This window comes from Solwaraspora sp. WMMA2080 (assembly GCF_027497395.1).
In the GTDB taxonomy this organism is placed as follows: Bacteria; Actinomycetota; Actinomycetes; order Mycobacteriales; family Micromonosporaceae; genus Micromonospora_E.
Genome location: NZ_CP114910.1, coordinates 2,905,471 through 2,930,823, shown reverse-complemented (window position 1 = coordinate 2,930,823; position 25,353 = coordinate 2,905,471). Strand labels below are relative to the sequence as shown.

Annotated in this window: 26 protein-coding genes and 2 pseudogenes; 12 read left to right on the top strand and 16 right to left on the bottom strand. The window is 71.5% G+C overall.

From position 1 onward, the window contains the following. Positions 1-18: 18 nt before the first annotated feature. The gene (locus tag O7543_RS13255) at positions 19-480 is read right to left on the bottom strand and encodes an SRPBCC family protein (RefSeq protein WP_281553545.1); all 462 of its coding nucleotides are present in this window, start codon (positions 478-480) and stop codon (positions 19-21) included. Positions 481-568: 88 nt separating this feature from the next. Here O7543_RS13255 and O7543_RS13250 point away from each other — a divergent pair, with 88 nt between their 5' ends. Continuing rightward, the gene (locus tag O7543_RS13250) at positions 569-3,880 is read left to right on the top strand and encodes an SNF2-related protein (protein ID WP_281567412.1); all 3,312 of its coding nucleotides are present in this window, start codon (positions 569-571) and stop codon (positions 3,878-3,880) included. Between the two features lie 101 nt (positions 3,881-3,981). Here O7543_RS13250 and O7543_RS13245 read toward each other — a convergent pair whose 3' ends face one another. Continuing rightward, positions 3,982-4,905: an oxidoreductase gene (locus tag O7543_RS13245; protein ID WP_348650108.1), complete on the bottom strand. Its 924-nt coding sequence runs from the start codon at positions 4,903-4,905 to the stop codon at positions 3,982-3,984. 103 nt (positions 4,906-5,008) lie between these two features. Here O7543_RS13245 and O7543_RS13240 point away from each other — a divergent pair, with 103 nt between their 5' ends. Further along, positions 5,009-5,833, top strand: coding sequence for a helix-turn-helix transcriptional regulator (locus O7543_RS13240; protein WP_281553547.1), 825 nt, complete (start codon positions 5,009-5,011; stop codon positions 5,831-5,833). 86 nt (positions 5,834-5,919) lie between these two features. On the opposite strand, the gene O7543_RS13235 is transcribed toward O7543_RS13240, so the two are convergent. Beyond that, the gene (locus O7543_RS13235) at positions 5,920-6,555 is read right to left on the bottom strand and encodes an XRE family transcriptional regulator (RefSeq protein WP_281553548.1); all 636 of its coding nucleotides are present in this window, start codon (positions 6,553-6,555) and stop codon (positions 5,920-5,922) included. 124 nt (positions 6,556-6,679) lie between these two features. Here O7543_RS13235 and O7543_RS13230 point away from each other — a divergent pair, with 124 nt between their 5' ends. The 3 genes from O7543_RS13230 to O7543_RS13220 all read left to right on the top strand — a co-directional run bounded on the left by O7543_RS13230 (position 6,680) and on the right by O7543_RS13220 (position 8,903). Beyond that, the gene (locus O7543_RS13230; protein ID WP_233605653.1) at positions 6,680-6,979 is read left to right on the top strand and encodes a SelT/SelW/SelH family protein; all 300 of its coding nucleotides are present in this window, start codon (positions 6,680-6,682) and stop codon (positions 6,977-6,979) included. 103 nt (positions 6,980-7,082) lie between these two features. Next, positions 7,083-7,883 carry an NPP1 family protein gene (locus tag O7543_RS13225; protein WP_281567411.1) on the top strand — a complete coding sequence of 267 codons (801 nt, stop codon included), beginning with the start codon at positions 7,083-7,085 and terminating at the stop codon, positions 7,881-7,883. Between the two features lie 432 nt (positions 7,884-8,315). After that, on the top strand, positions 8,316-8,903 hold the full coding sequence (locus O7543_RS13220) for a hypothetical protein (RefSeq protein ID WP_281567484.1): 588 nt from the start codon (positions 8,316-8,318) through the stop codon (positions 8,901-8,903). A gap of 100 nt (positions 8,904-9,003) precedes the next feature. On the opposite strand, the gene O7543_RS13215 is transcribed toward O7543_RS13220, so the two are convergent. The 4 genes and pseudogenes from O7543_RS13215 to O7543_RS13200 all read right to left on the bottom strand — a co-directional run bounded on the left by O7543_RS13215 (position 9,004) and on the right by O7543_RS13200 (position 11,166). Continuing rightward, on the bottom strand, positions 9,004-9,384 hold the full coding sequence (locus O7543_RS13215; protein ID WP_281567410.1) for an SRPBCC family protein: 381 nt from the start codon (positions 9,382-9,384) through the stop codon (positions 9,004-9,006). A 58-nt stretch (positions 9,385-9,442) separates the two neighbouring features. Beyond that, a pseudogene (locus O7543_RS13210) lies at positions 9,443-9,598 on the bottom strand (peptide chain release factor-like protein); the annotation flags it as partial. A 3-nt stretch (positions 9,599-9,601) separates the two neighbouring features. Then, positions 9,602-10,116, bottom strand: a pseudogene (locus O7543_RS13205) (RtcB family protein); the annotation flags it as partial. Between the two features lie 222 nt (positions 10,117-10,338). Continuing rightward, positions 10,339-11,166, bottom strand: coding sequence for a DUF72 domain-containing protein (locus O7543_RS13200; protein ID WP_281553551.1), 828 nt, complete (start codon positions 11,164-11,166; stop codon positions 10,339-10,341). Positions 11,167-11,401: 235 nt separating this feature from the next. Here O7543_RS13200 and O7543_RS13195 point away from each other — a divergent pair, with 235 nt between their 5' ends. Together O7543_RS13195 and O7543_RS13190 are read left to right on the top strand one after the other, a co-directional pair. Continuing rightward, a complete protein-coding gene (locus tag O7543_RS13195; RefSeq protein WP_281553552.1) occupies positions 11,402-12,055 on the top strand; it encodes an HNH endonuclease family protein in 654 nt (217 codons plus the stop codon). Between the two features lie 68 nt (positions 12,056-12,123). After that, complete coding sequence (locus O7543_RS13190; RefSeq protein WP_281553553.1) at positions 12,124-12,762, top strand: hypothetical protein; 639 nt, start codon at positions 12,124-12,126, stop codon at positions 12,760-12,762. Positions 12,763-12,869: 107 nt separating this feature from the next. Here the strand turns inward: O7543_RS13190 and rocD are convergent, their stop codons facing one another. The 3 genes from rocD to O7543_RS13175 form a co-directional block, all read right to left on the bottom strand. Then, on the bottom strand, positions 12,870-14,084 hold the full coding sequence (rocD, locus tag O7543_RS13185) for an ornithine--oxo-acid transaminase (RefSeq protein WP_281567483.1): 1,215 nt from the start codon (positions 14,082-14,084) through the stop codon (positions 12,870-12,872). Beyond that, entirely contained in the window at positions 14,084-14,893 is an 810-nt protein-coding gene (gene ddaH / locus O7543_RS13180) for a dimethylargininase (protein ID WP_281555460.1), read from the bottom strand. Before ddaH ends, rocD begins: the two co-directional genes overlap by 1 nt. Before the next feature lie 314 nt (positions 14,894-15,207). After that, on the bottom strand, positions 15,208-15,834 hold the full coding sequence (locus tag O7543_RS13175) for a hypothetical protein (protein WP_281553554.1): 627 nt from the start codon (positions 15,832-15,834) through the stop codon (positions 15,208-15,210). 162 nt (positions 15,835-15,996) lie between these two features. Between O7543_RS13175 and O7543_RS13170 the strand changes: the two genes are divergently transcribed. Both O7543_RS13170 and O7543_RS13165 read left to right on the top strand, forming a co-directional pair. Continuing rightward, positions 15,997-16,500: a MarR family transcriptional regulator gene (locus tag O7543_RS13170; RefSeq protein ID WP_281567409.1), complete on the top strand. Its 504-nt coding sequence runs from the start codon at positions 15,997-15,999 to the stop codon at positions 16,498-16,500. An 11-nt stretch (positions 16,501-16,511) separates the two neighbouring features. Beyond that, entirely contained in the window at positions 16,512-17,381 is an 870-nt protein-coding gene (locus O7543_RS13165; RefSeq protein ID WP_281567408.1) for a DNA-formamidopyrimidine glycosylase family protein, read from the top strand. A gap of 10 nt (positions 17,382-17,391) precedes the next feature. Here the strand turns inward: O7543_RS13165 and O7543_RS13160 are convergent, their stop codons facing one another. From O7543_RS13160 to tnpA, 5 genes are all read right to left on the bottom strand, one after another. Next, positions 17,392-18,036: a DUF1707 domain-containing protein gene (locus O7543_RS13160; RefSeq protein ID WP_281553557.1), complete on the bottom strand. Its 645-nt coding sequence runs from the start codon at positions 18,034-18,036 to the stop codon at positions 17,392-17,394. A gap of 64 nt (positions 18,037-18,100) precedes the next feature. Then, a complete protein-coding gene (locus O7543_RS13155; protein WP_281553558.1) occupies positions 18,101-19,480 on the bottom strand; it encodes an FAD-dependent oxidoreductase in 1,380 nt (459 codons plus the stop codon). 36 nt (positions 19,481-19,516) lie between these two features. Further along, positions 19,517-20,740, bottom strand: a complete 1,224-nt coding sequence (locus O7543_RS13150; RefSeq protein WP_281553559.1) for a glutamate--cysteine ligase — start codon at positions 20,738-20,740, stop codon at positions 19,517-19,519. Positions 20,741-20,809: 69 nt separating this feature from the next. Beyond that, entirely contained in the window at positions 20,810-21,598 is a 789-nt protein-coding gene (locus O7543_RS13145) for a hypothetical protein (protein WP_281553560.1), read from the bottom strand. Between the two features lie 481 nt (positions 21,599-22,079). Beyond that, on the bottom strand, positions 22,080-22,496 hold the full coding sequence (gene tnpA, locus O7543_RS13140; protein ID WP_281553561.1) for an IS200/IS605 family transposase: 417 nt from the start codon (positions 22,494-22,496) through the stop codon (positions 22,080-22,082). Positions 22,497-22,504: 8 nt separating this feature from the next. Here tnpA and O7543_RS13135 point away from each other — a divergent pair, with 8 nt between their 5' ends. The 3 genes from O7543_RS13135 to O7543_RS13125 are packed head-to-tail and all read left to right on the top strand — an operon-like array spanning position 22,505 to position 23,324. Next, entirely contained in the window at positions 22,505-22,600 is a 96-nt protein-coding gene (locus tag O7543_RS13135) for a helix-turn-helix domain-containing protein (protein ID WP_281553562.1), read from the top strand. A gap of 29 nt (positions 22,601-22,629) precedes the next feature. Beyond that, complete coding sequence (locus O7543_RS13130) at positions 22,630-22,965, top strand: TetR-like C-terminal domain-containing protein (protein ID WP_281553563.1); 336 nt, start codon at positions 22,630-22,632, stop codon at positions 22,963-22,965. A 26-nt stretch (positions 22,966-22,991) separates the two neighbouring features. Further along, a complete protein-coding gene (locus O7543_RS13125; RefSeq protein WP_281567482.1) occupies positions 22,992-23,324 on the top strand; it encodes a DUF664 domain-containing protein in 333 nt (110 codons plus the stop codon). Here O7543_RS13125 and O7543_RS13120 read toward each other — a convergent pair. Continuing rightward, on the bottom strand, positions 23,275-25,248 hold the full coding sequence (locus O7543_RS13120; RefSeq protein ID WP_348650131.1) for a heavy metal translocating P-type ATPase: 1,974 nt from the start codon (positions 25,246-25,248) through the stop codon (positions 23,275-23,277). The two genes, O7543_RS13125 and O7543_RS13120, sit on opposite strands and share 50 nt — an antisense overlap. Positions 25,249-25,353: the final 105 nt, after the last annotated feature.

Genomic DNA, 25,353 nt, shown 5'->3' with positions numbered 1-25,353 from the left:
CGGCGCAGTGGGTGGAGGCTACCGCTCGACGTACGTGGCGAGGTTCGCCAGCGAGGAGGCGAGGCCGGCGGCGTGGTCCGCCGCGCTGATGCCGGCCGGTACGTCGTCGGCGCGGATGTCCACCCGGGTGCCGCCGTCGACCGCCGACACCTCCCAGGTCATGGTCATCGTGCCGGCGTACGCCGGATCGTCGGCGACGAAGTCGACGGCCTGCACGACCCGTACGCCCGGGACGAGGTCGACGAAGCGGGCCTCGACGATGTCGGAGTCGGCGGTGGCCTTGCCCGGTCCGGTCGTCGCGTCGGCGTAGGTCAGGACCAGCCGGTAGCCGCCACCGGGCCGGGCGTCGAACCGTTCGAACCGGCCGGTCATCCCCTGCGGCGGCAGCCATGCGGCGAGTGCCTCCGGGTCGACCAGGGCGGCGTAGACGCGCGCGACCGGGGCGGACATCACCCGGGCTGCCGAATCGGTACGGGTCACGGCGCGTCACCGGGACCGGCGATCAATCGTTGCGCTGACACCCGGCTAACCTACGTCGCGACGCGGCCTATCCGGGAGACGACGAACAGTGGCGAAGCTGGAACTCACCGTCGAAGAAGCGGCGCTGTGCGAGATCGTCGGCGTACGGGCGTTCCTGCGCGCCCGTGCGCAACTCGCGGACGGCGAGTTGACCGACGCCCGCTGGGATCCGACGACCGGGCACGCCCAGGGCCGACTGGACCCTGGTCGCGGGGGCACCGTGACGGCGGCGGTCACCACCGACCCCGACGGCCTCGTCGCCACGGTCGACGGTGCCTGCTCCTGCGGCGAGAGGTCCTGCGGCCACCCGTACGCGCTGGTGCTGCAGGCCGTCGTCGGTGCCGCGCCGACGGTCCCGCAGCAGCGGCAGGCACCGGACGCGCCGACGGCGGACTGGGAGAAGAGCCTGTCGGCGCTGGTCTCCGACGTCGCCCCGGTCGTCACCGCCGCGCCGGCCCGGGCCACCGTCGGCCTGCAGTTCGAGCTGGTCAAACCGGGCGCGGCCGGCGCCGGCGGGCCCGCCGGACGCATCGCGTTGCGTCCGGTCGTACCCGGCCAGACCGGCTGGGTCCGCTCCGGCATCAGCTGGTCGAACGTGCAGTATGCCGGCTATGGCCGGTCGCCCGAATCCCAACGGCACCGCCAGTTGCTCGGCGAGATCCTCACGCTATCGAGGTTGGACGAGGACCGGTACGGCTACTACAGCCACCCGACGACGATCTTCCTGGACGCGTTCGCGAGTCGGCGGATCTGGGACCTGCTGGCCGAGGCCGACGACGCCGGGCTGCCGCTGGTCCAGCCCGGCAAGTACGGCCGGCCGGTGGTCGTCGGCCGGCAGCCGGCCCGGCTGTCGGTGCAGGTCGACCGCGCCGACGACGACCTGATCGTGCAGCCGGTGCTGCTGGCCGACGGCGTACCCGTCGCCGCCGAGTTCTCTGTCTTCGTCGGCCGACCGGCGCACGGGATCGCCTGGTGGGCCGAGCGCGGCGGCGTCGAGCCGCAGCCCCGGGACCGGGTGCTGCGGCTGGCGCCCCTGTCCGGCGCGGTGTCGGCGGCGGCGGCGAAGGCCCTGGCCGGTCCCGCGATCCGCGTCCCGGCGGCCGACGAGGCACGGTTTCTCGAACGGTTCTACCCGGAGCTGCTCAAACAGGTCGAGGTCGTCGCCGCCGGACCGGCGGTGCACCTGCCACCGGTGCTGCCTCCCACCCTGACCCTGGCCATGACACCGATGCCGGGACAGGCGTTGTCGATCCACTGGCAGTGGGTCCGCGCGGTCGGCGCGCACCGGCAGACCGAGCCGCTGTGGGCCACCGGTCCGCGCGGGCACGCCGACTCACGTGGGCACGCCGACCCCCGTGACGCCGTCGTCGACCAGGTCACCGAGGCGACGGCCAAAGCGGTACCGGAGGCGATCGAGTCGACTCCGAACGGCCCGCGACTCGCCGCCCTGACCACGCTCACCGGCGACGCCATGATCCGGTTCCTCAGCGAGGTCCTGCCCCGGCTCGCCGACCTCGACGGCGTCGAGGTGGTCGAATCGGCAGCGGAGCCTGTACCGGACTACCGGGAATCCGACGAGACGCCGGTCATTCGGTTCGCCGGCACCGACCATCCCGGCGAACACGACTGGTTCGACCTGTCAGTGCAGGTCAGCGTCGGCGGCGAACAGGTCATCTTCGATCAGCTGTTCACCGCGCTGGCGCAGGACCGGCAGTACCTCATCCTGCCCAGCGGCACGTACTTCAGCCTCGACCGCCCCGAGTTCGCCCAGCTCCGCGAGCTGATCGACGAATCGCGGGCACTGGAGGACCGGCCGCCGGGCGTGCTGCGCGTCGGCCGGTTCCAGGCCGGCCTCTGGGCCGAACTGGCCGAACTGGGGGAGATCACCGGCCAGGCCGCCGCCTGGCAGCGCGCGGTCCGCGAGCTGGCCACCGCCGGCGCCGCCGTCGACCACCAGGTTCCCTCGCAGGTACGGGCGGAGCTGCGCCCGTACCAGCTCGACGGGTTCCGCTGGCTCGCCGCCCTGCGGGAGCACCAGCTCGGCGGCATCCTCGCCGATGACATGGGTCTCGGTAAGACCCTGCAGACGCTGGCCCTGATCCGGCACGCCCGCGCCGACGTACCGTTCCTCGTCGTCGCCCCCGCCAGCGTCATCCACAACTGGGTCGCCGAGGCCGCGCGGTTCACCCCGGACCTGACCGTACGGGCGGTCACCCAGACCTCGGCACGGCGCGGCGTGGCTCTCGCCGAGGCGGCCACCGGGGCAGACATCGTCGTCACCTCGTACACGCTGCTGCGGCTGGAGTTCGACGACTACCAGGCGCTCGACTGGGCCGGGTTGATCCTCGACGAGGCCCAGTTCGTCAAGAACCACCAGTCGCAGAGCCACCGCTGCGCCAAGCAGCTGACCGCGCCGTTCAAGCTGGCCATCACCGGTACGCCGATGGAGAACAACCTGCTCGAACTCTGGGCGCTCTGCTCGATCACCGCCCCCGGGTTGTTCCCCCGGCTGGACCGGTTCACCGACTACTACCGCGGGCCGATCGAGCGGGACCGCGACGGTGACCGGCTCGCCCAGCTGCGCCGCCGCATCCGGCCGCTGATGTTGCGTCGCCGCAAGGCCGACGTCGCCGCCGACCTGCCGGAAAAGCAGGAACAGGTGCTGGAGCTCGACCTCGACCGCAAACATCGCCGGATCTACCAGGCCTATCTGCAGCGGGAACGGCAGAAGGTCCTCGGCCTGCTCGGGGACCTGGAGAAGAACCGGTTCGAGATCTTCCGGTCGTTGACGTTGCTGCGCCAGGCCAGTCTCGACGTCGCCCTGGTCGACCCGAGACACGAGGGTGTTCCGTCGACCAAACTGGACGTGCTGGCCGACCAGATCACCAACCTGGTCGCCGAAGGCCACCGTACGCTGGTGTTCAGTCAGTTCACCCGGTTCCTCGGCGCGGCGCGTGACCGGCTCGTCGGCGCCGGCGTCCGGTGCGGCTACCTCGACGGGTCGACGACCAACCGGGCCGCCGTGATCGCCGAGTTCAAGCGTGGCGACGCCGACGTCTTCCTGATCAGCCTCAAGGCGGGCGGGTTCGGCCTCAACCTGACCGAGGCCGACTACTGCATCCTGCTCGACCCGTGGTGGAACCCGGCGACCGAGGCCCAGGCCGTCGACCGCGTCCACCGGATCGGTCAGACGTCGAACGTCATGGTCTACCGGATGGTCGCCAAGGACACCATCGAAGAGAAGGTCATGGCGTTGAAGCAGCGCAAGGCCGAGCTGTTCAGCAGCGTGCTGGACGGGGGCGAGTTCGCCTCCGCGCAACTGTCCGCCGCCGACATCAGGGACCTGCTCGACCTGGACTGAGTCGACCGACCGGCCCGTGCGGTGAGCTGCGTCTGCCGGCACCGGCGTCCCGGCCGGCGGCGCCGTCGCGAACGTGCGCACCGCCGGTGCGCCGGGCCGCGTCAGAGGTACGCGACGCCGGTGAGCCGGGCCGCCTCGGCCCACATCCGCCGGCCGTTGCCCAGGTCGCGGGCCTGGGGGCTGGCCCGCACCTCGGTGACCGGGCCACGGATCTCCTGGAACCCGCGCGGCCCGAGGAACTGCCCACCCCGTACGCCGGGAGCGGTCGCCGCGTACAGCTGGGGTCGGGCCCCGGCCTCGACCGGGCTGACGACCAGTGACATGAGTCGGCTGGCGGCGCGCATCAGCCGGCCCCGGTCGGCCATCGCGCGCGGGGTGAGGTTGGTGCGGGTCATGCCGGGGTGGGCGAGCACGCTGACCACCGGCGACCCGGTGGCTCGCAGCCGCCGGTCCAGCTCCAGGCCGAGGATGGTGCCGACCAGCTTCGACAACGCGTACGCCCGGTTTCCGTTGTAGGACCGCTCCAACGTCAGGTCATTCAGGTCGAGATTGCGCCATCTGTGGACGATCGACGACACGGTGACCACCCTGGGTTCCTTGCCGGCGGTCAGCCGGTCCAGCAGCAGCCCGGTCAGCGCGTACGGCCCGAGTGCGTTGGTGCCCATCTGCAGGTCGAACCCGTCCACGGTCAGCGGCGGTCGCGGGCCGGTCAGCACCAGCCCGGCGTTGTTGACCAGCAGGTCGAGGCCACCGGTGAGGTCGGCGGCGAAGGCCCGGATCGACGCGAGTGACGCCAGGTCCAGTCGGCGTACCTCGACGTCGGCACCCGGCACCTCGCGCCGGATCGTGGCGGCCGCTTCCTCGCCGACCGCCACGTTGCGTACCGCCAGCACCACGGCGGCCCCGTGCCGGGCCAGCTCCAGCGCGGTGACCCGCCCCACGCCGGAGTTCGCGCCGGTCACCACCGCGCGCCGACCGTGCTGGTCGGGGATCTGCTCTTCGGTCCAGTTCCGCATGTCCTGCATGACCGTCGACGCTAGGTAGCTGGACGCACCGTCGGAGAGACCTGGCCAACCTGGGACCACGGGACCTACCCTGCGGGGTGCGTCGACCGGCACACTCGACAGTGTGACGAGCACGGTCTACGCCCGCGAGCTGGCCGACTTCCTCCGAAACCGCCGCTCCCGGCTGCGGCCCGAGGAGATCGGGCTGGCACCCGGCCCGCGTCGGCGGGTCGCCGGCCTGCGCCGTGAGGAGCTGGCGCTGCTCGCCGGGGTGAGCACCGACTACTACCAGCGGCTGGAGCAGGGCCGCGACGTGCGCCCCTCCGACGACGTACTGACCGGCATCGCCCGCGCGCTCGCGCTCAACGCCGAGGAGACCCGCCACCTGCGCGCCCTGGCCCGCCGGGCACAGCAGCCACCGAAACCACGACGGCGTGCCCGCGAGACCGTTCCGGAGAGCACCTGCCGGCTGCTGCACAGCCTGCACACCCCGGCCGTGGTGGTCAGCCGGCACCTGGACCTGCTGGCCTGGAACGCCATGGCTGCCGCCCTCTACCCGGGTATCGGGCCGGCCAACGCGCTGATCGACATGTTCGACCATGCGCAGGCGCACGGCCGCTGTCCCGGCTGGGAGGAGACGGTGCTGGACTATCTGGGCTTCCTGCGGGCGGCGGTCGCCGCTGACCCGGAGCACCCACGCGCCCGGGAGATCGTCGGCACGCTCAGCATCCGCAGCGAGGAGTTCCGCCAGCTCTGGGCCCGCCACGAGGTGCGTGAGTCGGTCAGCGGCAGCAAGACGTTCCCGCATCCACTGGTCGGTGACCTGCGGCTGGACTGGGACGCCTTCACCCCGCCAGGACGCTCCGGCCCGATCCTGATCGTCTACACCGCCGCGCCGGGCAGCGCCGACGCTGAACGGCTGCAACTGCTCGGCGCGTACGCGAGCTAATGTCTTACTCGGTGACGGGTACCACCGGGTCGGGTCGGCGGCGGGCGAGCAGCAGCCGGCCGAGCGTTCCCAGGTGCGTACGCGGTTCAGGGCCTGCCACCCTCCCTGGCCCGTTCCCCAGTCCGCTCCCGATCCCGCGCTCGCTCCCGGGGGCGGGCCCGCAGGTGGGCGCGTTCGCCCTGCTGGCCGAAGAGGCTGAGGAACTCGACCGGCTCATCACCGACCGCGCCGAACCAGTGCGGCACCCTGGTGTCGAACTCCGCCGCCTCGCCGGGAGCCAGGATCAGATCGTGCTCACCGAGCAGGACACGCAGCCGCCCGTCGAGGACGTACAGCCATTCGTAGCCTTCGTGGGTCTTCAGCTCAGGCTCGCGGCGTGGGCTGCGTGTCGGGATGATCAGCTTGTACGCCTGGATACCGCCGGCCCGCTGGCTGAGCGGAAGAACGGTCATCCCGAAGCGGCTGACCGGCCGCAGGTGGATGCGTGGGTCGCCGGTCGGCGGCGCGTCGACCAGTTCGTCCAGGCTGACCCCGTGGGCGCGAGCGAGGGGTAGCAGCAGCTCCAGGGTGGGTCGGCGGGTGCCGGATTCCAGCCGGGACAGGGTGCTAACCGAGATGCCGGTGACTGCCGACAACTCGGCGAGGGTCGTCTCGCGCTGTTTGCGCAGCGCCCGCAGCCGGGGGCCGACCGAGTCGAGGGCATGGTCGAGGTCGTCGTCCATGCCACCCAGTTTGCCAGACCGGCAAGAGCATTTGCCGGTACGGTGGCCCGCCCGACGGCGCCCTGCCGGACATGCCCGGCACCGACCTTGTCGACCCGGTGCCCGGCGCAGGCATACTCGGTTGGTGACCACTACCAAACAGCCACGGTTGGAGATCGAGTACTGCACGCAGTGCCGCTGGATGCTGCGCGCCGCATGGACGGCTCAGGAGCTGCTCACCACATTCGCGCTGCGGCTCGGTGAGGTGGCGCTGGTGCCGGGCACCGGCGGAGTGTTCGAGGTCAGGCTGGACGGTGAGACGATCTGGTCGCGCGGGGAGAGCGGCTTCCCAGGAATCCCCGAGCTGAAAAGACTGGTACGGGACCGCATCGCGCCCGATCTCAGCCTCGGCCACACCGACCGGGCCCTGCCGCACGGGCTCTGATCCACCGCTCGGCTGTGCACCGTACGGCCATCGGTAGTCAACTCCTTGGATATCGACGTTGACCACAATACGCTGGTCACTTCGGTCAATCAGGGAGGTCGCCTTGCGTCGATCCGCCAGCCCGAACCGTACCGCGATCCACGGCCGAAACTGGATCGCAGCCGCAGCGCTGTCCACTGTGCTGGTGGTCGCTCCAGCCGCGGCCGCGCGGGCCGCGAACCTGCCCAACCTGCCCCAGTCCGCCGGCGGTTACGAGCTGACGTTCTCGCCGGCGTACGACTACGACGGCGACGGGTGCTATCCGGTAGCGGCGATCGCCCCCGACGGCACCCTCAACGGCGGCCTGAACACCACCGGGGCGGTCAACGGAAACTGCCGCGACCAGTCGGACCTCGACCGGACCCAGACGTACGCCAGGTCGAAGTGCAACAACGGCTGGTGCGCCATCGTGTACGCGAGTTACTTCGAGAAGGACCAGGTCCTGCAGGGCTGCTGCGGTCACCGGCACGACTGGGAGCACGTCGTCTCCTGGGTGAACCAGGCGTCGGACCGGGTCGACTACGTGTCCCGGACGGTGCACGGCGAAGTGCAGACCTATCCGCGGTCCTCGGTGCGGTTCGACGGCACACATCCGAAGATCGTGTACCACAAGGAAGGCGCCTTCGGCTCGCACAACTTCCGGCTGGCGAACAGCAACGACGACCCGCCGGAGAACCACTACGGTACCTGGCGGTACCCGCCGGTCGTCGACTGGAACGGCTGGCCCGGCACGGCGCTGCGGGACCGGTTGATGACGGCCGACTTCGGCTCCGCCAGCATCAAGATCACTGATCGGGACGACCGGTTCCGTAACCTTTTGAGCAGGTCGAAACCGGCAGGTATCCCCTTCGACCCCTGGGCCTGAATCCGAGGCTGATGCCACAGGTGCATCAAGATGTACCTGTGGCATCAGCCTCGCCCAGGTCGACCAACCCTCAGCGGGGCTGTACGACGGCTCTCAGACCGGCGCGGAATGATCCGCCGGGCATCGTCGTTGTGCATGGTCGCGCCACGCACTCCGGCCCGCAGCCGCCAGGCCCCGGCCAGGCGGCCCGGCGGGTGGGCCCGGTCGGGAATCGTCGACGGGTCGGCGTGGTTGTACATGGTCACGGCGCGCGGCAGCGCACCCGCACCCCCCATTCGGGGCGTGCCGGAGCCGCCCGCGAGCCGACGTCGCACGTCTGACATCCCGTACCACCCGGACGACCGTTTACCGCGCACCCGCCCGTGACAGGTGTGGTGCGCCCCCTCGGCAAACGGAAGGTGGACCCCCATGACCACGATCATCACCCGTACCCTGCGTACCAGCCTGCGCACCACCGCCCTCGGCATCGCCGGGCTGACCCTGGCCGGCGGCGCGGTCGCCGCCCCCGCCCTGGCCGCCGAGCACGCCCCCACCGCCCTGGCCGCACCCGCGGCCGCCGCGAGCAGCGACAGCGTCGACACCGACAAGCTCACCCCGCACGGCGTGCAGGGCGAACAGTCCCGCATCAGCCTGTCCGGCGAGCAGACCGACAACGTCAAGGGCATCATCGCCGCCACGAAGAAGGCCGGCATGCACGAGCGGGCCGCCGTGGTCGCCATCGCCACCGCCCTGCAGGAGTCAAAGCTGGAGAACCTCGGCCACCTCGGTGACCGCAACGACCACGACTCGCAGGGCCTGTTCCAGCAGCGCCCGTCGTCGGGCTGGGGCACCGTCGAGCAGATCACCGACGTGGAGTACTCCACCACCGCGTTCCTCACCGGGCTCAAGGCCGTCGACGGCTGGCAGGACATGCCGCTGACCCAGGCCGCGCAGACCGTGCAGGTGTCGGCGTACCCGGACCACTACGCCCAGTGGGAGACCCAGGCCGCCGAACTCGTCGCCCAGCACTGGAACAGCTGACCCGAAACACCCCAAGCTCAGCGCGAAGGGCCGGACCCCGCACCCGGGGTCCGGCCCTCGCGCTGCGTCGGGTCCCGAGCCGTTGGAAAACCGACCGGGATCAGTCGGACAGTGACCGGCGGGCGGCGGCGACGACCTCGGGGTCGGCGCAACCGGCCGCGTAGCCGGCGATGCGGCGGCGGATGTCGCGGCCCAGCAGCCACACCCCGATCCGGTCGGCGACCGGGCGCAGCGGTGCCGGCCGGCAGCGGAAGCTGTACCGCCAGGTCGCCACCGTACGACCGGACCCGCATACCGGGGCGAACCGCCAGCCGCCGGCGAACATCTCGAAGAACCACGGACCACGCACCATCTTCATGCCGACGTTGGTCGGCGGCGCGTACGAGACGTACTCGCTGATCATCGTCAGACCGTGCCGGGACCGGGTGAAGGCGAGATCTGGTGGTACGGGGACGGTGACCGCTGCTTCCACCACAGGCATCGGCCCATCATCCGCCACCGGCGGTCAGGTGCGGCGCGGGCGCTCGGCCCGAACGGGTGTTCTTCCGGCTATGTCCGGCCCGGTACGGGCTCGGTGCCTGCCAGCACAGGGGGCCAGTCCAAGAGGCGGCGAACTCCTCGGCTCCGCTGCCGTCGAGGCGGACCTGCGCCGACCGGTAGGTGTCCGGCCGGTCGCCGCCGACGGTCCGAATCCGGCGGGTGGCCAGGCGGTGGGCCACCAGGTCGGCGACGACCCGCTCGATGCGTTGTACGCCGTCGGCGCCTCCTCGAACAGCAGCTGACGATCACCGCACACCACCGAGTTGACCGGGGTACGGCGCAGCTCCGCCACGGTGTGCTTGACCCGACCACGGCGCAGGGCGTCAGCGCGGGACATTCTGCGGCCGGCTCCGTGCGCCACCGAGTAGTTGGCGTCCGGGCCGGCGTGCGCGGCGACCAGGTAGGAGGCGGTGCCACGGGTGCCGGCGACCAGGACGTCCCGGCCGTCGCCGGGAGCCGCCCCTTTATGGTGCAGGTACCTGCCGTCACGGATCTCCCCCAGGTTGTGGCACCGGTCGACGATCGGTTCGGCCGGGCCGGCACCGTGCACGTCGGTGTGGGTACGCAGGATCCGTTCGCCGAGACCACGGGAACCGCTGTGCACGATCAGCACGAGGTCGCCGTCAGCCACACCGAGCCGGCCGGCGTGCATGACGTCGCCGTCGGCGACCTCTCAGGCCGGATCGCCGTCACCGACGCGTAGTGGGCGGTCCAGGTCGGGGAAGCGCGGGCCAGGTTCACGGCGACGGCCCGTCTCAGCGTGATCGGGAAGACCGCGATGCGCACCAACTGGCCTGGGTGCCGGAAATGCATACAGTAGACAAAACGCAACCAGTCCGTACCGGGCAACGCGATTTGCTCGAAGCTCGCTGCAGGGGACCGGCGGTACGAGCGGTCAGAACAGGGTCAGCGGCTGTGCCGGGATCGGTTCGGGTAGCCGGTCGAGCTGCGGCAGCGTGGCCCGTACCTCGTCGTGGAAGCGGCGGGCCAGGGCCGGCGCGTCGGCGTTGTCCGGGGTGTGGATGAACACCGTCGGCGAGCAGCCCTGCCGCAGCCAGGCCACCGATGCCTCGACCCAGCGTCGCCAGCCGGCGACGGTCTGCTCGACGTCGTCGCGGCCGAGGTAGCGCACGATCGGCCGGTCGGTCAGTGCCCGGGTGCGCAGCGGGGCGCGGGGCTTCTTGACCCAGGCGTCGCGTTCGGCGTCGCTGGTCGGCCCGGCGGCGAAGAACGTCGTGGTGTCGAACGGCACCCACTCGGCGTCAACGTCGCTCAGCACCCCTTCGAGCAGCCGGGTCGCGGCCGGGTCGGTGAAGAACGCCGGGTGGCGGACTTCGACCGCGTACCGGTGGTCGCGGGGGAGCCGGCGCAGGAAGCGGGCCAGGACGGGCACGTCGTCAGGGCCGAACGACGCCGGCAGTTGGGCCCAGATCGCATGGGTACGCGGCCCGAGCGGGGCGATCGCGTCGAGGAAGGCGTGCAACGGTGCGTGGGCTTCGGTGAGCCGGTGGTCGTGGGTGACGGTCTTCGGCAGTTTGAGTACGAAGCGGAAGTCTGGGGCGGTCTGTGCTGCCCAGGTGGCCACGGTCTCCCGGGTCGGGGTGGCGTAGAAGGTGGTGTTGCCTTCGACGGCGGTGCACCAGGTGGCGTAGTGGCGCAGCCGCTCGGCCGGCGGCAGCGGGTGCGCGATCAGCCGTCCCTGCCAGGACCTGTGTGTCCACATCGCGCAGCCAACGTACAGCTGGGGCCTTGTCGGCGAGGGGGAGGCGGCGTCGATGCTCGGCACGGCCACAACGATAGGGCCATCCGGTTGGAGCGCTGGACTTAACGCCGTGTTCATCGACTCGTCTTGATCAATGTAATCGAGGAGCTTAGATTCCCGGTATCGACCTGCCCACCGTATCCCCAGGCCGGAGCGCCCGACCCGGCCGCGGCGGGCAGCGACACCAGGAGCCCACATGGCCCGCCCCACCGTCAACGTCCGCCGCACCGTCAGCGCCGTCGTCGCAGCCACGGTCGCCGCCGCCGTCGCCCTCACCGTGACCGCCGTCCCCGCACAGGCCACCCCGCCCAACATCCCGTCCTACAGCACGGCGCTCAGCCGGCTGAACTCGCTGACCGTGGCCGCCGAGTCGCACCAGTCGAGCTACAACCGGTCGCTGTTCCCGCACTGGATCACCATCACCGGCAGCTGCAACACCCGGGAGCAGGTGCTCAAGCGCGACGGCAGCAACGTCGTGGTCAACAGCAGCTGCGCCGCGACCTCCGGGTCCTGGTACAGCCCGTTCGACGGAGCCACCTGGACGCAGGCGTCGGACGTAGACATCGACCACATGGTGCCGCTCGCCGAGGCGTGGCGTTCCGGTGCCTGGGCCTGGTCCACCGCCCGGCGTCAGACGTACGCCAACGACCTCGGCGGGCCGGAGCTCTGGGCGGTCACCGACAACGTCAACCAGTCCAAGGGCGACAAGGACCCGGCCGACTGGCAGCCGCCACTCGCGGCGTTCCGCTGCACCTACGCCCGGGCCTGGATCCAGGTGAAGTGGTACTACGACCTGACAGTGGACAGCGCGGAGAAGTCCGCCCTGTCCGGCATGCTGGCCACCTGCTGACCCTGCGGCGTACTGGCCACCTTGCTGACCTGACCGCCCTGTCGGGCAGCCCGGCTAGCCTGCCTCGCATGAGTCTTGCGGTCACGGTCGGGATCACCACGGCACTGTCCGGCATCGACGACGAGGGGGCGGCGCACAACCGCGCCGCCCTCGACCAGTTGAGCGCCGCGCTGGCCGCCGAGGGCGTCGGCTGGCAGGAGCAGTATGCGGCGGCGGTCCCGTCGACCCGGCCGCACCTGCGCAGCCTGCCGACCAACTGGCTGCACCAGCTGCGCCGGGTGCTGGCCCTGGTGGACGTGGACCGGCCGGTCACCCCGGTCACCGACGTGAGCGGGCTCGCCGCCGACCGGGAGCTGGTCGACGACCAGGCGTCGATGCTGGAGTCGCACCTGCTGTGCCACTCCGACACCGCCGGCTACTACGTGCCGGCCGATCTCGGCGACCCGGTGTTCCTGCCGGGCGAGGCAGGGGTGGCCGGCGGCGGCATCGTCGGGTCGAGTTCGGCTCTGCTCGCCGAGCTACGGCGCTGTGCCCCGGCGCTCGGCGTCCGGCTGGACCCGGCCGGGAATTTGCCGGACACGGAGGCGGCCCGGCTGTTCGCGGTGCCCGACGGCACCGCCTTCTCCGCCGAGACACAGGCGTGGCTCACCCTGCACGAGGCGGGCCGGGCGAGCATCACCTGCGGCCGGGCCATCGTGTTCCACTGACCCTGACCCTGACCCTGACCCCTGGCCGCGCCTGCTGACCGTGACCGTGCCCCTGGTCGACCGGCCTCCGGCCGGGCGGCGCATCGCCCCCCGGCCGGCCGGTGTGCTCAGCGCAGCACGTGGGAAAGCTGTTCGATGGCGAAGTCCACGTCGGAAGCATCGGCGACCAGCGGTGGAGCCAGCCGGATCGTCGCACCGTGGGTGTCCTTGGCCAGTACGCCCCGTTCGGCGAGCCGTTCGCAGGCCTGCCGACCGGTCGTCCGCCGTGGGTCCAGGTCCAGCCCGGCCCACAGCCCGCGACCTCGGACGGCGAGCAGCCGTCCCTCGTCGCGCAGCGCGTCGAGCCCGGCGTGCAGTCGGGTACCCAGCTCCGCCGAGCGCCGCTGGTACTCGCCGGTGGCCAGCAGCCGCACCACCTCGGTGGCGACCGCGCAGGCGAGAGCGTTGCCGCCGAACGTCGAGCCGTGTTCGCCGGGGCGCAGCACGCCGAGCACCGGCCGGTCGGCGACCACCGCCGATACCGGCACGATGCCGCCGCCGAGCGCCTTGCCGAGGATGTACATGTCCGGCACCACGCCCTCGTGGTCGCAGGCGAACGTCGCCCCGGTGCGGCCCAGGCCGGACTGGATCTCGTCGGCGAGCAGCAGCACGTCGTTGCGGGTGCACAGGTCCCGTACCCCGGTCAGGTAGCCGTCCGGCGGCACCACCACGCCCTGCTCGCCCTGGATCGGTTCCAGCAGCACCGCGACGCAGGTCTCGTCGATCGCGTCGGCCAGCGCGGCGAGGTCGCCGTACGGCACGATCCGGAACCCCGGGGTGTACGGCCCGAAGCCGTCGCGGGCCTCGGCGTCGGTGGAGAAGCTGACGATCGTCGTGGTCCGGCCGTGGAAGTTGCCGTCGGTCACGACGATGGTGGCCTGCCCGTCCGGTACGCCCTTGACCTGGTAGCCCCATTTGCGGGCGACCTTGATCGCGGTCTCCACCGCCTCGGCGCCGGTGTTCATCGGCAGCACCATGTCCTTGCCGCACAGCTCGGCCAGCTCCCGGCAGAAGTCGGCGAACCGGTCGTGGCTGAACGCCCGACTGGTCAGGGTGAGCCGGTCCAGCTGGGCGTGCGCGGCGGCGGTCAACGTCGGATGCCGGTGGCCGAAGTTGAGCGCCGAGTAGCCGGCCAGGCAGTCGAGGTAGCGCCGGCCGTCGACGTCGGTGACCCAGGCACCGGCGGCCTCGCTGATCACCACCGGCAGCGGGTGGTAGTTGTGCGCGGTCCAGCGTTCGGCGTCGCGTACCGCCCCCGGCGTCCGCAGCATCCCGTCGACGATCATCGGCTCGACCCCCTCAGCTCCAGGGTGCAGCATTTCGGGCCGCCGCCAGCCTTGCGCAGCTCGGACAGGTCGACCCCGATCGGGTGGTAGCCGCGTTCGCGCAGCGCCGCCGCCAGCCCGTCGGCCTGCACCGGCAGCACCACGTGCCGGCCGTCGCTGACCGCGTTGAGGCCGAACGCGGCGGCGTCGGCCAGGCTGGCAGTGACGGCGTCCGGGAACAGCCGGCGCAGCACCGCCTGACTGCCGGGCGAGAACGCCTCCGGCAGGTACGCGATGGTCCGCTCGTCGATCACGGCGAGTGCCGTGTCCAGGTGGTAGAAGCACGGGTCGACCAGTTGCAGGGTGACCACCGGGCGGCCGAACACCTCCTGGGCGTGGGCGTGCGCAGCGTGCGAGGTGCGGAATCCGGTGCCGGCCAGCAGGTAGTCGCCGACCACCAGGAGGTCGCCTTCGCCTTCGTTGACGTGTTTGGCCTCGTGCACCGGGAAGCCGGCCTGCTCCAGCCAGTCGCGGTAGGCGGGTGCCTCGTCGGCCCGCTGCGGCTCGCGGAACTGCACGGCCAGGGCCCGGCTGTCGATGACGGTGGCGCCGTTGGCGGCGAAGACCATGTCGGGCAGGCCGGGCAACGGCTCGATCTCATCGACGGTGTGGCCCAGTTCCAGGTAGGTCCGGCGCAGCTGGTCCCACTGCGCGATCGCCAGCTCCCGGTCGACGGGGCGGGCCGGGTCCATCCACGGGTTGATCGCGTATTCCACGGCGAAGTACGTCGGCCGGCACATCAGGTACTGCCGGCGGGTGGCGTGCATCGTCATGCGGCTGGCTCCTGTGGGTCGAAGGCGCGCCCCGGCGGTGGCCGTGGGCTGGCGCTTGTTCTCCACGCTAAGGGCTAGCACCCGCAGAAACCATCGCCAGGAGTTGCTTCTAGCAGCGATTCGTTGCGTCATCGATGACTGCGGCATGCGCTTTGTTGCGTACGCACGCTTTCGGGGGGCGACCACGCTGTCGCCCCCCGAAGATGCGGTACCCGGTGAACCACCGGTTCGGTCGGCCCTCGTGCGGTGAACCACCGCTGCCGGGCCCTGCGGGGCGGTGAACCACCGTCCCGGGTCACGATTGCCCGTCAGAAGATTCCGGCAAACTGTGAATCAAGCCACTGCCGTACCTGCTGCACCATGTCGGTCTCGGTGGTCAGCCAGCTCAGCGCGCCGGTCAGCGCAAGGCTGCCGACGATCATCGTCCCGAGGGCGAGGACGATGCCCGTCAGCGCCTCGGTCCGGCCGGCGATGTGCCGGCGGGCCGTCGCCGAGATCCCGCCGAGGCCGGTGGCGAGGGCGATCACCCCGATCGCGATCCCGTACGGTGCCAGCGGCCCGGACAGCACGAACAACGCGCCGGCGACCCCGGTGATCAAACTGACCGTGGCCAGCAGGCTGGCCCGGGGCCGTGGGCCGGCAGGTGCCGGCGGGGGAGCCGGCCGGGGGTCGCCGCCCTCCCGGGTGGGTGGCTCGGGGCGCGGTCCGGGCGGCGACGGCCGGGTTGCCGGATCGGTGAACCCGGCCCGCGTGTTGTCGGCCCGCGTCGCGTCGGCCCGTGCGGTGTCGTGCCGCTGCGTCTCGGCGCGGTCGGCGGCCCGCTCGGCGTCGTCGGCCGTGCCGGTCGCGGTCGCGGTGGAACCGCCGGTCGGTGGTGGGTCGTCCGCCGGCCTCGTCGGCTCCGTGCGCCGGGACAGCGAGGGAATCCTGACCATGACAGACCTCCTTATCGGTACGCCGGACCGCACCGCGGCTGGGCGGGTCTCCGACGGTTGCCGGCTTGCAGTACCCGGATGTCCGGTCCGCCACACCAGTCACGGTCAAGCAGGTGGCGATACCCTCGGGCGGTCAGGTTCCGATCATGGGCGGGTGTAGCGGTGACGGTGAGGCCAGCAGGACCGGAAGCGGATCAAGGGACGCGCGGTCCCGACGATCCGCCGGAGCTCACGGACTACTTCCGTCAGCTGCTGTGGCAACGGCACATCGTCGGTCTCTGCCGGGCCGGGGCGGCGGCGACCCGCATCGGTGAGGCCGCCGCCGCGCGGACCGGCCGTAACCTCACCCAGTTCCTGGTGCTGGGCATGCTCGACGCCACCGGTCCCCGTTCCCAGCAGGAGCTCAGCGACGGGTTACGGACCGACCGGACCACGATGGTCGGCACGGTCGACGCGTTGGAACGCGCCGGTCTGGTCACCCGGCAGCGCAATCCGACCAACCGGCGGGCGTACATCGTCACCATCAGCCCGGCCGGTCGGGCGGCCCTCGCGACGATCTCGGCCGACGCGGCGACCCTCGAGGCCCGGTTCTTCGAGCGGCTCACCGCCGACGAGCGGGACCAGTTGGTCGGCCTGATCGGCAAGCTACTGATCGGTGCCGACTAGGCTCTGCTGTCATGCCCGAGGGCCACACCATCCACCGGCTGGCCGCCCACCACCACGCCGTACTCGGCGGAGCGCAGGTCGTCGCGACCAGCCCGCAGGGTCGGTTCACCGCCGGCGCCGCCCAACTCACCGGCGCCACCCTCGCCGCCACCGAGGCGTACGGCAAGCATCTGCTGCACCACTACCGGGGCGGTCCGGGAGGCGGCATCCTGCACGTGCATCTGGGCCTCTACGGCACCGTCGCCGACGGGCCGGGACAGCCGCCCGCACCGGTCGGGCAGATCCGGCTGCGGCTGGTCGGCGGGCCGGCAGTGGCAGCCGACGGACCGTCCGCGACAGCCGGCGTAACCGACCGCCGACACTGGCTGGACCTGCGCGGACCGGCCGCCTGCGAACTGCTCACCGAGGCCGAGGCCGACGCCCTGCGGGACCGGCTCGGCGCCGACCCGCTGCGCGACGACGCCGACCCGGACACCGCCGGCGGACGGATCCGGCGCAGCGTCAGGCCGCTCGGCGCGTTGCTGCTCGACCAGACGATCGTCGCCGGGGTCGGCCTGGTCTACGCCACCGAGGTGCTGTTCCGGGCCGGGATCGCGCCGACCACGCCTGGCCGGCGGCTGACCGCCGACCAGTGGCAGCGGATCTGGGCCGACCTGGTCACCCTGATGCGGATCGGGGTGCGTCGGGGCCGGATCGACACCGTCCGCGACGAGCACCTGCCGGAGGCGATGGGCCGGGCGCCGCGCAACGACCGGCACGGTGGGGAGGTGTACGTCTACCGGCGTGCCGGCCAACCCTGCCTGTGCTGCGGCACCACCGTGGCCGCCGGAGCGCTGGCCGCCCGCAACACCTACTGGTGTCCGACCTGCCAACCGGGCTGACCAGCCGTCGTCACCACCATTTGCGCTTCGGTGGACGCACCACGACCGAGCCGAAGATCACGTTGCAGACCACCTGGATGACCGGGGCACCGGGCCGGGGCGGTGCGGTCAGCTTCGACTTCTTGTCGCCGAACACCGCCGTGCCGGTCATCCGGACGTCGACCCCCTCCGGCACGTACACCGTGACCGAGCCGAAGATGGCGGTCGCCTCGATCGTGGTCACCTGATGCTGGATCTGGGCGTCCTGCAACTCGATCTTGCAGTCGCCGAAGACCGCCCGTGCCTCCACCCGGTCCGGCACCAGCCAGTGTCCCTTGCGCACCTCGTCGCCGAAGATCGCCACCATCCGCTCCACCGGGGCGGGCAGCGTCGCGCCGCTGCCCGGCACCGCCGGATACGCCGGACCGCGCGCCGCCAGCGCACCCGGCCCGGCGGCGACCGGCAGCCCACCAGACGGCTCGATGGGCAGGTCGGCGGTGAGCCGGGCCAGCTCACCCCGGGTCTTGGCCTGATGCGCCTCAGTGGCCCGGTCGGCGTACTCGTCGAGGGTCAGGCGGCCTTCCGCGGTCGCCTGGCCGAGCAACTCCACCACCTGCTCCCGCTCGGTGTCCGAGACGCGCAGGTGATCGTCGCTGGAATGGGTCGCCGGGTCCACCCACCAAGCCTAACGGCCACGCCCAACGGCAACCGCTACCCGTCCGGCCCGGCCGGGCGCCCGCTCACGGGGTGTTGGCGACGGCGTCGTTGGCCCGTCGGGCGGCGACCAGCACCGGATCCCAGACCGGCGAGTACGGCGGGGCGTAGCCCAGGTCGAGGGCGGTCATCTCGGCCACCGACATCCGGTTCCACACCGCGACCGACAGGACGTCGATCCGCTTCGCAGCCTCCGACGTACCGACGATCTGCCCACCCAGCAGCTGCCCGGTGTGCTGCTCGGCGATCAGCTTGATGGTCATCGGGGCGGCACCGGGGAAGTAGCCGGCCCGGTTGCTCGACTCCACGGTGGCGCTGACGTAGGCGTACCCGGCTTTCGCCGCCTCACGTTCGAGCAGCCCGGTGCGGGCCACCTCCAGGTCACAGACCTTGGTGATCGCGGTGCCGATCACCCCGGGGAAGGTGGCGTACCTGCCACCGATGTTGATTCCGGCGACCCGGCCCTGCTTGTTGGCGTGGGTGCCCAGCGGGATGTGCACCGGCTGCCCGCTGACCCGGTGGAAGGTCTCGACGCAGTCGCCGGCCGCCCACACGTCGGGCACCCCGACCACCCGCATCTGCAGATCGGTACGGACGCCGCCGGTGACGCCGATCGGCAGGCCGGCCTGCTCGGCGAGCCCGGAGTTCGGCCGTACGCCCAGGCCCAGCACCACGACGTCGGCCGGCACCGCGCCTTCGTCGGTCAGCACCTCGCAGACCCGCCCGTCCCGCTCGTGCAGACCGGTGACCGATACGCCGGTACGCACGTCGATGCCGAGCCCGACCAGCGCCGAGCGGACCAGCGCCCCCATGTCTGGGTCGACAGTGGACATCGGCTGTGGGCTGCGCTCCACCAGCGTCACCGCCAGGCCACGCCGGATCAACGCCTCGGCCATTTCCACCCCGATGTACCCGCCGCCGACCACCACCGCCCGGCGCGGCACCGGTTCCTGGTCGAGCCAGTCCCGTAGCGCCGCGCCGTCGTCGAGGGTCTGCACCCCGAACACGCCGGAGGCGGCGTTGCCCGCCCACGGCGGCTGCGCCGGCGCCGCTCCGGTGGCGTACACCAGGGTGTCGAACGGCTCGCGGACCTCCCGCCCGCCGTCGCCGAACGACGTGGCCACCACCTCCCGCGCGGCCAGGTCGATCCGGGTGACCTCATGCCGGATACGCACGTCGATGTGGTGGTCGCGGCGGAACGTCTCCGGATCGCGGACGATCAGCTCCTGCGGGTCGTCGACCAGGCCGGAGATCCAGTACGGGATCCCGCAGGCCGAGTACGAGGTGAACCGGCCCCGCTCGAACGCGACGATGCTCAGCTCGTCGGGGCCCCGCAGCTGCCGGGCCTGGGACGCGGCCGACATGCCGGCCGCGTCACCGCCGATCACCACCATCCGTTGCGCCATCTCACATCTTCTCCAGTCGCGTCTGGTCGGACCAGGTCAGCGGTCCGGCGGGGGATCGGTGACCGGACCGGCGGGGGGAGCAGTCACGTGCGGCGGTGCCGGGATGATCGACCGGCTGCGGGTCTGCGCGGCCAGGTAATCCACCACCGCTGCCAGGTCGCCGGTGCCGGCGTGCACGGCCCGCTGCCGGGCCGCTCCGGTGCCCCGGGCCCGCAGCCGGCCCAGCAGCGAGTTCACCAGCGCGACGTCGCCGTGCCGGTCGAGCTCGGGGCGGACGGTGTCGACCAGCCGGCGCAGCAGGTGCCAGCCGGGACGCAACGCGGGTGCCCCGGTGCTCAGGTCCACGGCCTGCCCCTCCAGCCCGTCGTGCGCGGCCCGCCAGTGGGCGGCGACCAGCACATGATGTTCCACGTCGACAGGTGGCCGGTCCTGTGCCACCGCGGCGAGCGCTGTGCCGACCAGACCGCGGACCAGCGCGGCGAGCAGGATCGTGTCGTCCAGGCTCGGGCAGACGTCGCCGATGCGGACCTCGACGGTGGGGTAGTGCGCCGACAGTCGGGCGTACCAGTGGAGCATCCCTTCGTCCAGGATGAGACCGGCGGTGGTCAGGTCGTCGACCAGTGACCGGTAGTGCTCGTACGAGCGTAGTCGTGGGGCCGGTGCGACCGCCGGCCAACGCTGCCACATCACCGAGCGCCAACTGGCGTACCCGGTGTCGACGCCTTGGAAGAACGGTGAGTTGGCGGTCGCCGCCTGCAGCACCGGCAGCCACGGGCGGAGGTGGTTGAGCACCTGTACGCCGACCTGCTGGTCCGGGACCGCGACGTGCACGTGCAGCCCGTTGGTACCCGGGCCGGGCAGCAGCCTGCCGTACCGTTCGACGATCCGGTGGAAGCGTGGGTCGTCGACCACGTCGACCACGTCGGGCTGCGGTCCGGCGACCGGTGCGGTGCCGACGGCGAGCAGCCGGACACCGGCCCGCTCGGCGGCGTCGGCGACCCCGGCGCGCAGCGTCCCGAGGGTACGGCGCAGCGCCCGTAGGTCCAGGCCGGGTGGACTGCCGATCTCGATCTGGCTGGTCTGGAACTCCCGCTGCACCTGCCCGCGCAGCTCCGGCGGGATCTCGGCGAGCACCGCCGCGACCGCCGGCGCGGCGGCGCCGGACCGACGGTCGACGAGCAGGAACTCCTCCTCCACACCCACGGTCAGTGCCTCGGGCCGGTGCCGGGCCGGCTCGGCGGCGACAGTACTGCTGGTCATCGGGCCATCCTGCGCCTTCGGGTGACCCGGCGGTACGGCTTTGCGGTGCCGCCGGAAGCGCCGGTCGGCTCAGCGTTCGCGGCGGGGTGGCCGGGGCAGCGGCAGGTCGTGCCGACCGGCGATCAACTCCTGGACCCGGATCTTGGCCAGGATGATCGGTTGCCGGTAGCGGCGCTCGCGGTCGGCGGACCTGGCTCGCCGCCACTCGGCCCAGCGGCTCTCGCCGCGGTAGAACCAGCGTGCCCAGGGCGCGTGCGGCCGGGCCAGCCGCAGCGCGCCTACGATCAGCAGGACCGGGAGGAACAATCCCAGCAGCCCGGTCCAGATCTTACCCTTGAGCAGGGTGACCGCCGCCAGCACCAGGTTGATCACGATGAGCGCGGCGCCGGCGAACTGTGCCGGGTCGGTCTCGCCGGTGAGGAACTCGTTGGCACCCAGTGGCCGCAGGCCGAGCAGCAGCAGCCCGGAGACGGCGATCGCGACGAAGACCGCGTCGATCGAGGTGCGGCCGCGCTCCGACCAGTAGACGTCGCTCAGATGCAGCAGCAGGGCGAACTCGTCGAGCACCAGCGCGGCGCCGACGCCGAACAGCGCGGCCGCCACCGCTCGCCACAAGGTCGTCTCCACCGGGATCGCCAGCCCGGCGACCCCGGCGACCAGCATGAAGACCACCCCGAAGACGACGTGATGGATGTGCAGGTCGCCGCGGGTAACGTTGCCGGGCCACCAGCGCACCTGTGCCCGGATCATCCGGACCGAGAAGCGGATGAACGCGAAGCCGAGGACGACGCCGACGAAGAAGCAGAACAGCGGCAGCCGCCCGGTCGAGACGATGGTCTGCTCGAACCAGCCGTTCACCGGGCTCCTCCATGCGACACGCGCACACTGTCTCCTTATCCACTGCTATGCAGGGATTTAACTGACTTTACGAGCTGCCCGGCCTGGTCGGACGGGTGTCTCCAAGGGTGCCGGTGATCCGCACGCCGCCCCCGCCGGGGGCGGCCGCACGGGTTCAGAGCCAGTCTCCACGCCGGCTGTGGCATCGACATCGGTTGACAAGTCCAGTCTGGAGACGTATAGACCCTGAGAGCGCTCTCCCATGTGATTCGAGCGATCCCAACCGTCCCCATCAGTTCTGATGCTCCCTAGAACGTAGATCGGCAACCTCCCGGGGAGAACGCTCTCAGCCGGTCGACGGCATCTGCCCTGACCCGGATCCAGATCGGCGACGTGACCGGGGCCGCCGCCTCCGGCTACCGGAATGCGGGCCAGTGCTCCGGCCTTCAGGCCGGGGGTGAAGGCTCGCGCTGGGGGGGGGCAGCCAGGCCCGAGCAGTGCCTTAACCGGGACGGTTCTGCTGCTCGATGTACTGCTTGATGACGCTCAAGGGCGCGCCGCCGACAGACCCGGCGAAGTACGAGCCGGACCAGAGTTTGTTGGCCCGGTAGTAGTGGCGCGCCAGGTCGGGGAACTCCTGCCGGAGGCGGCGCGAGGAGACCCCTTTGAGGCTGTTGACCAGCCTGGCCACGGCGACCTTGGGCGGGAAGTTGACCAGCAGGTGGACGTGGTCATTCTCGCCGTTGAACTCGACCAGTTCGGCCTCGAAGTCGGCGCACACGTCTCGCATGATCGCCTCCATCCGGGTCAGGTGCCGGTCGGCGAACACGTTGTGCCGGAACTTCGTCACGAAAACCAAGTGGACATGCATCGCGAAAGTGCAGTGCCTGCCGGTGCGGATGCCTTGAAGTTCGACCATAAACCAACATGATACATATGATGGCCGTGCAGCTCCGTTACAACTACCGGATCACCCCGGACGCCGCCCAGCGCACCGCGCTGGCGCAGGCACCGGATCGCTGATCGGGGACCTGCGGGCCAACGCCCGGCTGGTGCAGCGCACCCTGGCCGATCCGCGTCAGGGTGCGCTCTTCCGGGCGGTCATCGTCGCCGCGACCTGCGACCCCCGCGCCGCCGAGGCGCTGCACCGCTTCTACGCCGTCCGCATTGCCGAGTGGCCACCCTGCGTGGAGCAGGCCGTACGGCGGGCGGAACTGCCTCAGGGCACGGACGCCGTCGAGGTCATCCGCGCCGTCTCGGCGCCGCTGTACTACCGCCTGCTCGTCAGCGGAGACCCGGTCGACGAGGCCACGGCAGACCGGGCCGCCGAAGCGGCAGCCGCAGCCGCCCGCGTCGGCGTCGACGCGTCTACCAGCGGTCTCAATTAGAAACAGGTCGGCGCAACCGAGATCCACTGGGGGACGGTACATTCACTGGCAGTACCCGGTTCCCGGGTGAGGCGTTCCCGGACCAGGTCGTCACCCAGCAGCTGCGCGTTCAGTTCGAGGCGTTCCTCGACGAGCACCGCAGCGCACTCAACCGCTGTCTGGACGGGCTGACCGAGGAGCAGGCCCGCCGGTCGTTGGTCGCCTCCCGGACCACGTTGCTGGGTCTGGTAAAGCGCGAGACCTTCGTCGAAAGGGTCTGGTTCGACAAGGCCGTGACGTGCCGGTCGCGTACGGAGCTCGGGCTGCCCGCTACCGCTCGTCCGGGGCGAGTCGCACCCGGCGGAGCAGTTGCGCGTTGAGGGCGACCACGATGGTGGACGCGGACATCAGGATCGCCCCGACCGCCGGGCTCAACGTCAGCCCGGCCCAGGCCAGCACGCCGGCGGCGAGCGGAATGGCGATGACGTTGTAGCCGGCGGCCCAGCCCAGGTTCTGCAGCATCTTGCGGTAGGAGGCCTTCGACAGCCGGATCACCCCGGTGACCCCGCGCGGGTCGGACGAGGCGAGAACGACTCCGGCGGATTCGATCGCGACATCGGTGCCGGCCCCGATGGCGATGCCGACGTCGGCACGGGCCAGCGCCGGTGCGTCGTTGACGCCGTCGCCGACCATCGCCACGGTCAGCCCCCGGGCCTGCAGGTCCGCCACCGTCTCGTCCTTGTCGGCGGGCAGCACCTCGGCGAAGACCTCGTCCACGCCGGACCGGAAGCCGAGATCGGCGGCGACCGCCTCGGCGACCGGCCGGGCGTCACCGGTGATCATCATGATCTTGTCGATGCCCTGTCGGCGCAGTTCGGCGATCGCCTGCCGGGCCTCGGGCCGGACCTCGTCGGCCAGCCCGATAGCGCCGAGCACCTCGGCGCGGCCGCCGTCGAGCCGCAGCAGATGCAGTACGGCGGCACCACGCTGCGACCAAGCGTCGGTCGTGGTGGTCAGCTCCGGCGGGACTGAGGCGTCGAGTTCGCCCAGCAGCGCCGGGCCGCCGACGGCGTACTGAGTGCCATCCACGTTTGCCTGCACGCCCCGGCCGGTCAACGACCGGAAGTCGGTTGCGGCGCTCGTCGGACCCCGTTCGGTGGCGGCGGCCACGATGGCGCGGGCCAGTGGGTGCTCGCTGTCGGTTTCCACCGCTGCGGCCAGGCGCAGTACGTCGTCCTCGGTGTGCCCGGGAGCCGCCGCGACGCCGGTCACGGTGTGCGCGCCCGTGGTCAGGGTGCCGGTCTTGTCGAACAGCACCGCGTCGACGGTGCGCATCCGCTCCAAGGCCAGCCGGTTCTTGACCAGGATCCCGGCCTTGGCCGCCACGGCCGTCGACAACGCGATCACCAGGGGGATCGCCAGGCCGAGGGCGTGCGGGCAGGCGATCACCAGTACGGTGACCGTCCGTACCACGGAATCGTCGAGGCTGCCGAACGTCCACCAGGCGGCGAAGGTCAGCACGGCGGCGGCCATCGCGACGTAGAACAGCAGGGCGGCGAATCGGTCGGCAAGCATCTGGGCCCGGCCGCTGGAGGCCTGAGCCTGTGCGACGAGACGTTGGATGCCGGCCAGGGCGGTGTCCTCGCCGACGGCCTCGACCCGTACCCGGATCGCCGAGTCGGTCGCGACGGTGCCGGCCACCACCGGGTCTCCGACGCGTCGGGGTACCGGCCGGGACTCTCCGGTGATCATCGACTCGTCCAGCTCGGCTTCGCCGTCGGTGATCCGCCCGTCGGCGGGTACCCGGGCGCCGGAGCGCACCAGGACCAGGTCGCCGGCTCGCAGGTCGGCCACCATGACCGGCTGGACCTGCCCGTCGTCGGCGACCCGTTCCGCGTCGTCGGGCAGCAGCGCGGCCAACGCGGACAGCGCGCCCTGCGCCTGGCCGATCGCCTTCATCTCCTGCCAGTGGCCGAGCAGCATGATGGTCACCAGCGCCGCCAGCTCCCACCAGAAGTCCAGGTCGAAGGCGCCGACGCTGGTGGCCAGTGAGGCCAGGTAGGCGACGGTGATCGCCATCGAGATCAGCAGCATCATGCCGGGGGCACGGTCTCGGACCTCGTGTACGCCGCCGACCAGGAACGGCCAGCCGCCGTAGAAGAACACCACCGAGCCGAGCACCGGGCCGACCAGGGACATCCCGGGAAAACTCAGCGAGTAGCCGAACCAGTCCATCACCATATGACTGGTGAGCACGACCGGTACGGTCAGCGCGAGACTCAGCCAGAACCTGCGGCGGAACATCTCCGGATCGTGCCCCGCGTGCTTGTCGTGGCCACCGTGGCCGGTGTGCTCGTCGTTTCGGGTTCCGTCCGTTCCCACGCTGCCACAATACCCCCTAGGGGTATA

What these genes read in the sequence shown, in the direction of transcription:
- O7543_RS13215 (WP_281567410.1), bottom strand. Translation starts at nt 9,384, where the DNA reads ATGCCTGTGGTGGAAGCAGCGGTCACCGTCCCCGTACCACCAGATCTC.
- O7543_RS13200 (WP_281553551.1), bottom strand. Translation starts at nt 11,166, where the DNA reads ATGTGGACACACAGGTCCTGGCAGGGACGGCTGATCGCGCACCCGCTG.
- O7543_RS13195 (WP_281553552.1), top strand. Translation starts at nt 11,402, where the DNA reads ATGGCCCGCCCCACCGTCAACGTCCGCCGCACCGTCAGCGCCGTCGTC.
- O7543_RS13175 (WP_281553554.1), bottom strand. Translation starts at nt 15,834, where the DNA reads ATGGTCAGGATTCCCTCGCTGTCCCGGCGCACGGAGCCGACGAGGCCG.
- O7543_RS13135 (WP_281553562.1), top strand. Translation starts at nt 22,505, where the DNA reads ATGATACATATGATGGCCGTGCAGCTCCGTTACAACTACCGGATCACC.
- O7543_RS13235 (WP_281553548.1), bottom strand. Translation starts at nt 6,555, where the DNA reads ATGGACGACGACCTCGACCATGCCCTCGACTCGGTCGGCCCCCGGCTG.
- O7543_RS13165 (WP_281567408.1), top strand. Translation starts at nt 16,512, where the DNA reads ATGCCCGAGGGCCACACCATCCACCGGCTGGCCGCCCACCACCACGCC.
- O7543_RS13155 (WP_281553558.1), bottom strand. Translation starts at nt 19,480, where the DNA reads ATGGCGCAACGGATGGTGGTGATCGGCGGTGACGCGGCCGGCATGTCG.
- O7543_RS13150 (WP_281553559.1), bottom strand. Translation starts at nt 20,740, where the DNA reads ATGACCAGCAGTACTGTCGCCGCCGAGCCGGCCCGGCACCGGCCCGAG.
- O7543_RS13190 (WP_281553553.1), top strand. Translation starts at nt 12,124, where the DNA reads ATGAGTCTTGCGGTCACGGTCGGGATCACCACGGCACTGTCCGGCATC.
- ddaH (WP_281555460.1), bottom strand. Translation starts at nt 14,893, where the DNA reads ATGCACGCCACCCGCCGGCAGTACCTGATGTGCCGGCCGACGTACTTC.
- O7543_RS13120 (WP_348650131.1), bottom strand. Translation starts at nt 25,248, where the DNA reads ATGTTCCGCCGCAGGTTCTGGCTGAGTCTCGCGCTGACCGTACCGGTC.
- tnpA (WP_281553561.1), bottom strand. Translation starts at nt 22,496, where the DNA reads ATGGTCGAACTTCAAGGCATCCGCACCGGCAGGCACTGCACTTTCGCG.
- O7543_RS13245 (WP_348650108.1), bottom strand. Translation starts at nt 4,905, where the DNA reads ATGCAGGACATGCGGAACTGGACCGAAGAGCAGATCCCCGACCAGCAC.